Source organism: Terrabacter sp. FW104-15G4B (genome assembly GCF_058790095.1).
On sequence record NZ_JBYTCI010000010.1, the window covers coordinates 1 to 12,765 of the forward strand.

The 12,765-nt window shown below is 71.3% G+C and carries 9 protein-coding genes; 3 read left to right on the plus strand and 6 right to left on the minus strand.

Annotated elements, in window-relative coordinates:
• Positions 1-53: 53 nt before the first annotated feature.
• Entirely contained in the window at positions 54-1,436 is a 1,383-nt protein-coding gene (locus tag AC3WRT_RS09960; protein ID WP_492721414.1) for an aspartate aminotransferase family protein, read from the minus strand.
• An 11-nt stretch (positions 1,437-1,447) separates the two neighbouring features.
• Positions 1,448-2,947, minus strand: a complete 1,500-nt coding sequence (locus tag AC3WRT_RS09965) for a CoA-acylating methylmalonate-semialdehyde dehydrogenase (RefSeq protein ID WP_492721416.1) — start codon at positions 2,945-2,947, stop codon at positions 1,448-1,450.
• A 60-nt stretch (positions 2,948-3,007) separates the two neighbouring features.
• On the opposite strand from AC3WRT_RS09965, the gene AC3WRT_RS09970 reads away from it, so the two are divergent.
• Positions 3,008-4,360 (plus strand): aminotransferase-like domain-containing protein, encoded by a 1,353-nt coding sequence (locus AC3WRT_RS09970; protein ID WP_492721417.1) that lies wholly within the window; start codon positions 3,008-3,010, stop codon positions 4,358-4,360.
• A 156-nt stretch (positions 4,361-4,516) separates the two neighbouring features.
• Here AC3WRT_RS09970 and AC3WRT_RS09975 read toward each other — a convergent pair whose 3' ends face one another.
• Entirely contained in the window at positions 4,517-4,894 is a 378-nt protein-coding gene (locus tag AC3WRT_RS09975) for a DUF5997 family protein (protein WP_492721418.1), read from the minus strand.
• Between the two features lie 120 nt (positions 4,895-5,014).
• Here AC3WRT_RS09975 and AC3WRT_RS09980 point away from each other — a divergent pair, with 120 nt between their 5' ends.
• Positions 5,015-5,800: a LysR substrate-binding domain-containing protein gene (locus tag AC3WRT_RS09980; RefSeq protein ID WP_492721420.1), complete on the plus strand. Its 786-nt coding sequence runs from the start codon at positions 5,015-5,017 to the stop codon at positions 5,798-5,800.
• Positions 5,801-5,853: 53 nt separating this feature from the next.
• Here AC3WRT_RS09980 and AC3WRT_RS09985 read toward each other — a convergent pair whose 3' ends face one another.
• Positions 5,854-6,561 carry an HAD family hydrolase gene (locus tag AC3WRT_RS09985; protein WP_492721421.1) on the minus strand — a complete coding sequence of 236 codons (708 nt, stop codon included), beginning with the start codon at positions 6,559-6,561 and terminating at the stop codon, positions 5,854-5,856.
• Between the two features lie 4 nt (positions 6,562-6,565).
• Positions 6,566-10,351 carry a methionine synthase gene (metH, locus tag AC3WRT_RS09990; protein WP_492721423.1) on the minus strand — a complete coding sequence of 1,262 codons (3,786 nt, stop codon included), beginning with the start codon at positions 10,349-10,351 and terminating at the stop codon, positions 6,566-6,568.
• A 250-nt stretch (positions 10,352-10,601) separates the two neighbouring features.
• Between metH and AC3WRT_RS09995 the strand changes: the two genes are divergently transcribed.
• Complete coding sequence (locus AC3WRT_RS09995; protein WP_492721425.1) at positions 10,602-11,456, plus strand: PAC2 family protein; 855 nt, start codon at positions 10,602-10,604, stop codon at positions 11,454-11,456.
• A gap of 50 nt (positions 11,457-11,506) precedes the next feature.
• Here AC3WRT_RS09995 and mshC read toward each other — a convergent pair whose 3' ends face one another.
• A complete protein-coding gene (mshC, locus tag AC3WRT_RS10000; RefSeq protein WP_492721427.1) occupies positions 11,507-12,763 on the minus strand; it encodes a cysteine--1-D-myo-inosityl 2-amino-2-deoxy-alpha-D-glucopyranoside ligase in 1,257 nt (418 codons plus the stop codon).
• Positions 12,764-12,765: the final 2 nt, after the last annotated feature.

Sequence of the window (12,765 nt, forward strand, 5' to 3'; positions counted from 1 at the left end):
TCTCGCGACCCGGCCCCACTGCGGACGGAGCACATGGCATCCGGCTGGTCGGCTCAGGTGGTGAAGGTGTCGGCCACCTCGAGCGCCTCGTCGAGCGCGGTCAGGCCCTCCTCCACCTCGGCCGGCGTGGTCGTGCACGGCGGGACCACATGGGTGCGGTTGAAGTGGGTAAACGGCCAGAGCCCACGCTCCTTGCAGGCAGACGCGAACTCCACCATCGGCCGGGCCGCCTCCCCCGCGGCGTTGTAGGGCACGAGCGGCTCGCGCGTCTCCCGGTCGCGCACCAGCTCGACCGCCCAGAAGACGCCGAGGCCCCGCACGTCGCCGACGCTCGGGTGCCTCGCCGCGATCTCGCGCAGGCGCGGGCCGATGACGTCGCGCCCGAGCATCCGGGCGTTCTCGATGATGCCCTCGTCGCGGAAGGCGTTGATCGACGCGACGGCCGAGGCGCAGGCCAGCGGGTGGCCCGAGTACGTCAGCCCGCCGGGGAACGCCCGCTGGTCGAAGGTGGCCCGGATCTCGTCGGAGATGATGACACCGCCGAGGGGCACGTAGCCGGAGTTGACGCCCTTGGCGAAGGTGATCAGGTCCGGTCGGACACCCCAGCGGTCCATGGCGAACCACTCGCCGCACCGGCCGAAGCCGGCCATCACCTCGTCGGCGATGAGGACGATGCCGTGCTCGTCACACAGGTCGCGCACCCCCTGCAGGTAACCGTCCGGCGGCACGAGGATGCCGTTGGTGCCGACGACCGTCTCGAGGATGATCGCTGCGACGGTGTGGGAGCCCTCGACCATGATCGTGTCGCGCAGGTGCGCCAGCGCGCGGTCGCGCTCCTGCTCCTCCGTCTCGGAGTGGAAGGCCGAGCGGTAGGTGTAGGGGCCCCAGAAGTGCACGATGCCGGACAGGCCGGGCTCGGACGGCCAGCGCCGCGGGTCGCCGGTCAGCGTGATGGCTCCCGCGGTGGCGCCGTGGTAGCTGCGGTAGGTGGCGAGTACCTTGTGCCGGCCCGTGTGCAGCCGGGCCATTCGGATGGCGTTCTCGTTCGCCTCGGCGCCGCCGTTGGTGAAGAAGACGGCGGAGAGCCCGTCGGGGGCGACCTCGGTGATGAGCCGGGCCGCCTCGCTGCGGGCGTCGTTGGCGAAGGCGGGTTGGATGGTGGCCAGCCGGGCGGCCTGCTCCTGGATCGCGGCGACGACCTTGGGGTGGTTGTAGCCGATGTTGACGTTGACGAGCTGGCTGCTGAAGTCGAGGTAGCGCCGGCCGTCGTAGTCCCAGAAGTGGGAGCCCTGGGCGCGGGCGATCGGCAGCGGGTCGATGAGCGCCTGCGCCGACCACGAATGGAAGACGTGGGCCCGGTCCAGCTCGCGGACCTGCTCCCCGGTCATCTGGTCCAGCAGGTCCCTGACGACGGTTCGCTCGTCGGTCTCGGTCATGGTCGCCCCTCTCAGCGGGTGCGCGGGAAGCCGAGGTCGACGCTCGAGGTGGCCGGGTCCGGCCACCGCTGCGTCACCACCTTGCCGCGCGTGTAGAAGTTGATGCCCTCGGGGCCGTACATGTGGGTGTCGCCGAAGAGCGAGTCCTTCCACCCGCCGAAGGAGTAGTAGGCGACGGGCACGGGGATGGGCACGTTGATGCCGACCATGCCGACCTCGACCTCGTTCTGGAACCGGCGGGCGGCGCCGCCGTCGCGGGTGAAGATCGCGGTGCCGTTGGCATACGGGTTGCGGTTGATCAGGGCGAGGCCCTCGTCGTAGGTCGCGACGCGCACGACTGACAAAACCGGCCCGAAGATCTCGTCGCGGTAGACGGTCATGTCGGGGGTGACGTCGTCGAGGAGGGTCATGCCGAGGAAGAAGCCCTCCTCCGGGACGTCCTGCTCCCGCCCGTCGACGACGACCGTGGCGCCCGCCTCCGCGCCGGCCGCGACGTAGTCGGCGACCTTGTCGCGGTGCTCGCGGGTGATGAGCGGACCCATGTCGGTGCCTGCTGCGGAGCCCGGGCCCACCGTGAGCTTCGGCAGACGGGAGGAGATGGCCGACACGAGGTCGTCGCCGACGTCGCCGACGGCCACCGCGACCGAGAGCGCCATGCACCGCTCGCCGGCCGCCCCGTACGCCGCGGACACGATGGCGTCTGCGGCCATGTCGATGTCCGCGTCCGGCAGGACGAGAGCGTGGTTCTTCGCGCCGCCGAGCGCCTGGACGCGCTTGCCGTTCGCCGTGCCGCGCTCGTAGATGTACCTGGCGATCGGCGTCGAACCGACGAAGCTGACGGCGGCGATCTCGTCGTGGTCGAGGAGCGCGTCGACGGCCTCCTTGTCACCGTGCACGACGGTGAAGACGCCGTCGGGAAGGCCGGCGTCCTTCCACAGCTGCGCGAGGAAGAGCGAGGCCGACGGGTCCTTCTCGCTGGGCTTCAGCACGAAGGCGTTGCCGCACGCGATGGCGTTGGCACACATCCACAACGGGACCATGACGGGGAAGTTGAACGGCGTGATGCCGGCGACGACGCCGAGCGGCTGGCGGATGCTGTAGACGTCCACCCCGCTGGCGGCCTGCTCGGAGAAGCCGCCCTTGAGCAGCTGCGGGACCCCCGTCGCGAACTCGACGTTCTCCAGGCCGCGGGCGATCTCGCCCACGGCGTCGGAGAGCACCTTGCCGTGCTCGGCGGTGACGATCGCGGCGAGCTCATCAGTGCGCGTGTGAAGGAGCTCGCGGAAGGCGAACAGAACGGCTGCGCGCTTCGACAGCGAGCTCGCGCGCCAGCCGTGTGCGGCAGCGGTGGCGGTCTTGACGGCGGCGTCCACCTCCGCCACGGACGCGAGCGCCACCTCGCCGGTCCGGCGGCCGGTGGCGGGGTCGTGGACCGGGGCGGTGCGGCCGGAGGTGCCGGGCACGCGCCCGCCGGAGATCCAGTGGTCGATGGGCGCTGCAGCAGTCGTCATGCCACCGAGATTACGTGACAGGCGCACCCCATACGAAGGTCTCATTGCTATGTTACGAACATGAGAGCCGTCATCTCCTCCCTCGAGGAACGCCTCGAGGCCCCCACGGCCAAAGGCCTGGCCCAGGCCGTCTCCCGGGCCATCCGGGATGGTGCCCTGCTGCCCGGGGACCGGCTGCCGCCCATCCGGCACATCGCCGAGGAGCTGATGATGTCGCCGACGACGGTCAGCGCGGCCTGGCAGCTGCTCGCCCGCTCGGGCACCATCCGGTCCGACGGCCGACGCGGCACGACGGTGGCACCGACCGGCCGCGGCGGGCAGCGCTACTCACGGGCCCTGCGCCACGAGTCCCCCGTCACGCTCGACCTCTCGACCGGAATCCCCGACGGCGACCTGCTTCCGGCCCTCGTGCCGGTCGTGTCCATGCTGGCCGAGCCACCGACGCCCAGCAGCTACCTCGACGACCCCGTGCTCGACGAGCTGCGCGTCGAGCTGCTCCGGGACTGGCCCTATGCCGTGGACGACCTGCTCGTCGTCGACGGCGCCATGGACGCCCTCGACCTGCTGACGCGCACCCTGTTGCGCCCCGGCGACCTCGTGGTCGTGGAGAACCCCGGCTTCCCTCCCCTCCTCGACCTCCTCGAGGACCGCGGCGTCGAGGTCGTGGGTGTTCCCCTCGACGAGGACGGCATCCGTCCCGAGCCCCTCGAGGCGCTGCTCCCCCGACGACCGGCGGCGCTGGTCCTCCAGCCCCGCGGTCACAACCCCACGGGCGTGTCCCTGTCGCCGGCACGGGCGCGCCGGCTTGCAACACTCTTGGAGGGCAACGACTGCGTCGTCATCGAGGACGACTCGAGCGGTCCCATCTCGACGTCGGCCCCGATCAGCCTCGGCGCGTGGATCCCCGACCAGGTCGTCCACATCCGCAGCTTCAGCAAGTCCCACGGCCCTGACCTCCGGATCGCCGCCGTGAGCGGACCAGGCGCCCTGCTGGCCCCGGTGCAGCGCGCGCGTGCCATCGGACAGGGCTGGACGAGCCGACTGCTCCAGCGGGTCCTCGCCGGCATGCTTCGCAACGAGGACTGCGGTCGCGGCATTGCGTCGGCCGCGACGGAGTACACCCGCCGACGACAGCTCGTCGTCGGTCGCCTCGCGGAGCACGGCATCGAGGTGCCGGGCACCGACGGGCTCAACATCTGGGTGCCGGTACGGGACGAGGTCGCGGCGGTGCTCCGGCTGGCGAGCCAGGGCATCGCCGTGACACCGGGCGCACCCTTCTCCGTCGGCCGCGTCACCGGGCCCGGGGGCCATGTGCGTGTCACGACGGGACTCGTCCGCGACCATCACGCCGAAGTCGCCGACCTCGTCGCGGAGGCGGCCACCGCGGGCGCCTGGACGACCCAGCACCGCTGAAAGCGGTCCTCGGATGGTGTCCGATCGGAGCAGCGGTGTTCGTAGCGCGCTCGGTCAACGACAGGGCCATCGAGCTGGCGGGGAACCGCGCCGAGACCACCTTCCTGACCGCCGCCGCGACCAGCTGGCGACGTGAGGAGCGTCCGCGGCGCGCCGTCAGGCGCGCTCGGCGTCCCGAGCCTTCAGGCGCGCGTCCTCGGCCCGGACGTGGGCGAAGATGTCGCGCTCTGCCATGAGCCAGGCCGGCATCTCCTCCAGGAGGGCCTTGATCTGGTCGGTCGTCAGGTGCTCGCCGACGCCGCCGCGGGCCAGGCCCGAGTTGGAGATGCCAAGGCGCCGCGCCGTCTCCTGGCGCGTGTGCGGTCCGTTGCGCCGAAGGTCCGCCAGCCACTGCGGCGGGTCGGCCTGCAGGGCGTTCAGCTCGGTGCGGCTGACGACGCCCTCCTGGAAGTCCGCCGGGGTCTCGGAGAGCAGGACGCAGAGCTTCTTCGCGGCCGTCTGGGGCTTCATGGTCTGCGGCTTCGGCGTGGGCATGGCACCAGCCTAGGCGGTCGCGGAGCGTGCCCCGCGCGCCCCTCGCGACGGCCTGCGGCGGTCCCTTCCGCCCGGTGGACTAGCCTCGACCCACCTGTCCGAGAACGTGGAGGCCGACCCATGACGGAACCGTTCCGCGTCGAGTTCGTCCCCGGTGTGACGCCCGACAAGTGGCTGCGGGTGTGGGGCGAGCGGCTCCCGGACTCCCCCCTCGAGGCCCACCCCGTCGAGGACGCGAATGCCCTGGCGCACCTCCGCGATGGCACGGCGGCGATGGTGCTGCTCCGGCTACCGGTCGAACGCGAGGGCCTGCACGTCATCCCCCTATACGAGGAGGTGCCGGTCGTCGTCGTGGCCAAGGAGCACGTCGTCGCCGCGTTCGACGAGGTCGACGTCGCCGACCTCGCGGACGAGGTCCTGATGCAGGACCCCGCACTCGTCCCCGAGTGGGCAGCAGTCGCCACGTCCGAGACGCGCGAGAAGGCCGCCGCGATGCCCCCCATGTCGACGAAGCAGGCGGTGTCCGTGGTGGCCGCGGGCTCGGGGATCGTGGTCGTGCCGATGTCGGTCGCCCGCCTGCACCACCGCAAGGACGTCGTGCACCGACCCGTCATCGGCGTGGCGCCGTCGCGGGTCGGGCTGGCGTGGCGCGTCGACGACGACGACCCCCGCATCGAGGACTTCATCGGCATCGTTCGTGGCCGCACCGAGCGCAGCACCCGCGGCGCCTCCTCGCCCGAGGCGACGCCCGTACGCGACGACGGCACGCCGCGGCAGCCCGCCGGATCGAAGACCCCCAAGGCGGGTGGCAGCCAGTCCCAGCGCCGAGCCCCCCGACGTGGTGGGCAGGCGGGTCGCACCGGCGGGGCCCGCGGGGGCGTTCCCCAGCGCAAGCGTCGCCGATGAGAGGCAAGGGCAGCGCCGAGGCCGCGTCGCGCAGCTTCTGACCTCGGCGTCGCTCAGCGAGGAGACTGCACGCTCGACACGATCGACGTGAGGTCGGCGGCCGCCACGCCGGCCAACGTGTCGATGTGCACCGCGCCATCGATGGGCGGCACCGGGACGACGTGCGGGATGGCGATGGTGGGCACGCCCGCCGCGGTTGCCGAACGCACGCCCGCGGGCGAGTCCTCGATGGCGATGCACTCGGCGGGCTCCAGCCCCACGAGCCGCGCGGCCGCCAGGTAGGGCTCGGGATGCGGCTTGCCATGGCTCACCGCGTCTCCCGTGACGAGGTGTTCGAAGGCTCCCTCAGGGAGGGCGCGCACGACCACGTCGGCGAGCGATCGCCAGGACATCGTCACGAGCAGTGACGGCACACCGAGCTCCCCCAGCTCTAGCAGCAGCTCGCGGGCCCCCGGGCGCCACGGCACCCGCTGCTCGACGCGGCTGATGACGCGGTTGAGCAGGGCGTCGACGATCTCCGGCACGGTCAGGGTGATGCCCGACTGGTCGATGATCAGCTGCGCCGAGACCTCCAGCGCGTTGCCGACGAGCTGGTGGGCGAACTCGTCGTTCCACACGCCCCCGTGGGCCCCGACGAGCTCGTGCTCGGCCTCGATCCAGTAGGGCTCGGTGTCGACGAGCGTGCCGTCCATGTCCCACAGCACGGCACCCGGCAGCGCCGGCACCACGTGGTCGCGGCCGGCGGTGTGGGAAAGGGTCACCGGGTCAGTCCTCCGGGTCGTAGGCGAGGTTCGCGGACAGCCAGCGCTCGGCCTCGGCGAGGGTCCAGCCCTTGCGGTCGGCATAGTCCTGCACCTGGTCGCGACCGAGGCGGCCGACGACGAAGTACTGGGACTGCGGGTGTGAGAAGTACCAGCCGGACACCGAGGCCCCCGGCGCCATGGCCATGCCCTCGGTGAGCGTCATGCCGGTGTTGACCTCGACGTCGAGCAGGCGCCAGAGCGTCTGCTTCTCGGTGTGCTCGGGGCACGCCGGGTAGCCCGGCGCGGGCCGGATGCCGGCGTACTGCTCCTTGATGAGGGCCACGTTGTCGAGGTGCTCGTCCGGTGCGTAGCCCCAGAACTCCTTGCGCACCCGCTCGTGCATGCGCTCGGCGAAGGCCTCGGCCAGACGGTCGGCGAGCGACTCGAGCAGGATCGCGTCGTAGTCGTCGAGGTCGGCCCTGAACTGCGCCACCCGTTCGGCGCCACCGAGACCGGCCGTCACGGCGAAGCCGCCGACCCAGTCCGACGTGCCCTCAGGCGCGACGTAGTCGGCGATCGACCGGTTGGGCACGCCGGCTCGGTGGTCCCCCTGCTGGCGCAGGTGGTGCAGCACCGCGAGCGGCTCGGTGCGGGCGTCGTCGGTATAGACCTCGACGTCGTCACCGACGGAGTTGGCCGGGAAGAAGCCGATGACGCCGTTGGCGGTGAGCCACCGCTCCTCGATGATGCGGTCCAGCATGGCCTGGGCGTCCTCGTAGAGCTTGCGGGCGGCTTGTCCGCTGGCCGGGTTGTTGAGGATGTCCGGGAAGCTGCCCTTCATCTCCCAGGCGTTGAAGAACGGCTGCCAGTCGATGTAGCGGCGCAGCTCTGCCAGGGGGTAGCCGTGGAACACCTTGACGTGCTTGGCAACCCCGTGCGAGCGCGTGATGGGTGAGACGTCGTGGTCCTGCTGGAGCAGCAGGTGCGGGTGCGGCGGTCGGTAGCCCGACCAGTCGATGGGAGTCCGCCGTTCGCGGGCCTGCTCGAGCGGCAGCAGCGGCCGGTCGTGCTTGCCCGCATGGCGCTCGCGCAGCGAGTCGTAGTCCTCCTTGAGCGTGGCCAGCAGCTTCGGCCGCAGGTCGTCGCTGAGCAGCGCGGCGGCGGTGGGCACCGAGCGGGAGGCGTCCTTGACCCAGACGACGGGGCCGTCGTAGCGCTTGTCGACCTTGACCGCGGTGTGCGCGCGGGAGGTCGTCGCCCCGCCGATGAGGAGCGGGATGGTCAAGCCCTGACGCTGCATCTCGGCGGCGAAGTTCACCATCTCGTCGAGCGAAGGCGTGATGAGACCGGACAGCCCGATGATGTCGGCCTGGTGCTCCTTGGCGGCGTCCAGGATCTTCTGCGCAGGCACCATGACGCCGAGGTCGATGACCTCGTAGTTGTTGCACTGGAGCACGACGCCGACGATGTTCTTGCCGATGTCGTGGACGTCGCCCTTGACCGTGGCCATGACGATCGTGCCGTTGGTGTCCTTCGCCGTGGCGAGGGAGGGATCGTCGAGCTTCTCCTGCTCGATGAAGGGGATCAGGTACGCGACGGCCTTCTTCATGACCCGCGCGCTCTTGACCACCTGTGGGAGGAACATCTTGCCGGCGCCGAAGAGGTCGCCGACGACGTTCATCCCGTCCATGAGCGGGCCCTCGATGACCTCGATGGGCCGGCCCCCGCGCTCGGCGATCTCGGCGCGCAGCAACTCGGTGTCGGCCTGGATGTGCGCGTCGATGCCCTTGACCAGCGAATGGGTGATGCGCTCGCCGAGCGGAAGCGCGCGCCACTCCTCCTCGCTCACCTCGGCGGCCTGACCGGCCTTGTTGTACGTCTCGGCGACCTCGAGCAGGCGCTCCGCGGCGTCGGGGCGACGGTTGAGGACGACGTCCTCGATGCGCTCGCGCAGCTCGGCGTCCACCTCGTCGTACACGGCCAGGGCACCGGCGTTGACGATGCCCATGTCGAGGCCGGCGGCGATCGCGTGGTACAGGAAGACGGCGTGGATCGCCTCGCGGACGGGGTTGTTGCCGCGGAAGCTGAACGACACGTTGGAGATGCCGCCGGAGACCTTCGCGCCCGGCAGGTTCTGCTTGATCCACCGTGTGGCCTCGATGAAGTCGAGGCCGTAGGAGGCGTGCTCCTCGATGCCGGTGGCGACCGCGAAGACGTTGGGGTCGAAGATGACGTCCTCGGCGGGGAAGCCGACCTCCTCCGTGAGCAGGCGGTAGGCACGGGAGCAGATCTGCTTGCGACGCTCGAGCGAGTCGGCCTGGCCGTCCTCGTCGAAGGCCATCACCACCGCCGCCGCGCCGTACTTGCGCACGAGGCGGGCCTGGCGCAGGAAGGCCTCCTCACCCTCCTTGAGCGAGATCGAGTTGACGATCGCCTTGCCCTGAACGCACTTGAGGCCGGCCTGGATGACCTCCCACTTCGAGGAGTCGACCATGACGGGCACCCGGCTGATGTCGGGCTCGCTGGCCACGAGCTTGAGGAAGCGGTCCATCGCCGCGACGCCGTCGATCATCCCCTCGTCCATGTTGACGTCGATGACCTGCGCGCCGCTCTCGACCTGCTGGGCGGCGACCGAGAGCGCGGTGTCGTAGTCGCCGTCCTTGATGAGCGTGCGGAAGCGGGCCGAGCCGGTGATGTTGGTGCGCTCGCCGACGTTGACGAAGAGGCTGTCGTCGGTGATCGTGAACGGCTCCAGACCGGACAGCCGCATCACGGGCGGGATCGGCTCGAACTCACGGACCGGCTTGCCGTCGACGGCGGCTGCGATGGCCGCGATGTGGTCAGGAGTCGTGCCGCAGCAGCCGCCCACGAGGTTGACGAGGCCGGCCTGCGCGAACTCGCCCAGGATGCCGGCGGTCTCGTCCGGTGCCTCGTCGTACTCGCCGAAGGCGTTGGGCAGCCCGGCGTTGGGATAGCACGAGACGTAGGAGTCGGCGAGGCGCGCCAGCTCGGCGATGTAGGGGCGCATCTCCTTGGCTCCGAGGGCGCAGTTGAGGCCGACGGCGATCGGCGAGACGTGGCGGATCGAGGCCCAGAACGCCTCCGTCACCTGCCCCGAGAGCGTGCGTCCCGACGCGTCGGTGATCGTGCCCGAGACGACGACCGGCCAGCGCCGGCCCTGCTCCTCGAAGAGCGTCTCGACGGCGAAGATCGCGGCCTTGGCGTTGAGCGTGTCGAAGATCGTCTCGATGAAGATCAGGTCGCTGCCGCCGTCGACCAGCCCCCGCGCGGCGTCGAGGTACGCGGCGACGAGGTCGTCGTACGAGACGTTGCGGGCGCCGGGGTCGTTGACGTCCGGGGAGATCGAGGCCGTACGCGTCGTCGGCCCGAGCGCGCCCGCGACGTAGCGGGGTCGGTCGTGGGTGCGCTCGCTCATCGCGTCGGCCTCGCGGCGGGCCAGGGCGGCCGCCTCGAAGTTCAGCTCGTAGGCGAGCGCCTCCATGCCGTAGTCCGACAGCGAGATCGCGTTGGCGTTGAAGGTGTTGGTCTCGATGATGTCCGCGCCGGCCTCGAGGTACTCGCGGTGGATGCCCGCGATGATGTCGGGGGCGGTGAGGGTGAGCAGGTCGTTGTTGCCCTGGACGTCGCTGGGCCAGTCCGCGAACCGCTCGCCGCGGTAGCCGGCCTCGTCGGGGCGGTCGCGCTGGATCGCCGTGCCCATGGCGCCGTCGAGGATCATGATGCGCTGGCCGAGGGTGGCGGTCAGGCTCTCGGTGGCGTCGGGTCGCTGCTGCGGCGACTGGGACAACGTGGCTCCTCTCGGCGGCACGGGAGCGTGCCGTATGACGGGACCGGCCCGATTCTACGGACCTGCTGTGACGCGCGCCGCCCCGCCCGCACTACGGTCACACGGCCGCACCCCCCACGGCATACCCAGCGGGGATCGGCGGGCTCCCGAGCTCAGGTGGGGCGCGTCCGGCGCGACACCGGCACGCGGACAGCGTCAGGTCCTAGTCTGAAGGGGTGGGCGCGTGCGCGGCCACGGTGAAGGAGATGACGTGCTGGAGTTCGAGGACGTGCCGGAGCTGACCGATCCGGTGCTCATCGCAGCCTTCGAGGGCTGGAACGACGCGGGCGAGGCCGCCACGAGCGCCGTGCGACACCTCGCCGAGGTCTGGGACGCCGAGGTCGTGGCCGCCTTCGACCCCGAGGAGTACTACGACTTTCAGGTCAACCGTCCCCGGGTGTCGCTCGAGGACGGCCGCCGGATGCTGAGCTGGCCGACGACCCGCATCCTCGTGGCCACCGAGACCGGATTCGGGCGCGACGTCGTGCTGGTGCAGGGCATCGAGCCGTCGATGCGCTGGCGGGCCTTCTCGATCGAGCTGCTCGAGCTGGCCGAGCAGCTAGGGGTCACCACCATCGTCACGGTCGGCGCGCTGCTGGCGGACGTGCCCCACACCCGCCCCATCCCGGTCACCGCGACCGCGGAGGACGAGGCCGGGATCCACCGCTTCGACGTCGAGGCGTCTCGCTACGAGGGCCCGACCGGCATCGTCGGCGTCCTGAGCCACACGGCCACCGACTCGGGCATCCCGACCGTCTCGGCATGGGCGGCCGTGCCCCACTACGCCGGCGGCGCCCCGTCACCCAAGGCGACGCTGAGCCTGCTGCGACGCATCGAGTCGCTCCTCGGCATCACCGTGCTGCACGGCGACCTGGAGGAGAACGCTCGCGCGTGGGAGCGCGGCGTCGACGAGCTCGCGCAGTCGGACGAGGAGGTTGCCGAGTACGTCCAGTCGCTCGAGGAGGCCCAGGACACCGCCGAGCTGCCCGAGGCGAGCGGTGACGCGATCGCCCGCGAGTTCGAGCGCTACCTCCGCGGCCGCGACGACGACCCGCCCGGCCGGTAGATCTCCAGACCGCGTATGCCGCCGGTGCCCTCGGTCACCCGGCGGACGTGTCAGAGGCGAACGCCGAGGAGGGCGTCGAGCGCCCGGCCGAGCACGCCCGGGGCGCCCGGGTCCTCGCCCCCGCGCGTCAGCGCCTGGCTGGCCCACCGGTCGACGGCCTCGAGCGCCCGCGGGCTGTCGAGGTCGTCGGCGAGGGCGGCCCGCAGGTCGTCGACGGTCTGGTCGGCGACCGGACCGCCGTTGCCGGACAGTGCCTTGCGCCAGGTGTCGAGCCGCTGCTGCGCGTCGACGAGCTGGTCGTCGGTCCACATCCAGTCGTCCGCGTGGTGGCGGGCGAGCAGGGCGAGCCGGATCGCCATCGGGTCGACGCCTTCACGACGCAGCCCGGACACGAGCACGAGGTTGCCCTTGCTCTTGCTCATCTTCTCGCCCTCGAGACCGACCATGCCCTGGTGCACGAAGGCACCGGCGAAGGAGGGCGCCCCGCTGAGCGCCCGGCCGTGGGCTGCACTCATCTCGTGGTGCGGGAAGATGAGGTCGCTGCCACCGCCCTGCACGTCGACGGGGATGCCGAGGTGGTCCAGCGCGATGCACGCGCACTCGATGTGCCAGCCGGGGCGACCCCAGCCGAGGCTTGCGCCGTCCCACTCGGGCTCGCCCTCGCGGTGCGCCCGCCAGAGCAGCGCGTCAAGGCGGTTGCGCTTGCCCTCGCGCTCGGGGTCGCCGCCGCGCTCGGCGAAGACCTCCATCATGCCGGCCTCGTCGAGGTGGCTCACCGACCCGAAGCGCGGGTCGTGGGCCACGTCGAAGTAGTAGTCGGAGGCACCCTTTCTCGACGCGTCCGGAGCCGGCACGGCATACGCCCAGCCGTCGGCGACGAGCTTCTCGATGGGACCGACGAAGGTGGGGATGCTCTCGACGGCGCCGAGGTACTCGTCCGGCGGGATGACGGCCAGCGCGGTCATGTCCTCGCGGAAGAGGGCGATCTCGCCGGTGGCGAGGTCGCGCCAGTCCACGCCGTCGCGCTCGGCACGCTCGAGCAGGGGGTCGTCGATGTCGGTGATGTTCTGCACGTAGCGCACCGTGTGGCCGCTGTCGCGCAGGGCGCGACCGAGCAGGTCGAACGTCACGTACGTCGCCGCGTGTCCCAGGTGGGTGGCGTCGTAGGGCGTGATCCCGCAGACGTAGAGGGTGACGACGTCACCGCGCGCCGCCGGGACCAGCTCACCGGATGCCGTGTCGCGCACGCGCACCTCGGGGGCACTGCCGGGGACCTGCGGGATGAACGGCATCGGCCAGCTTCTCACTC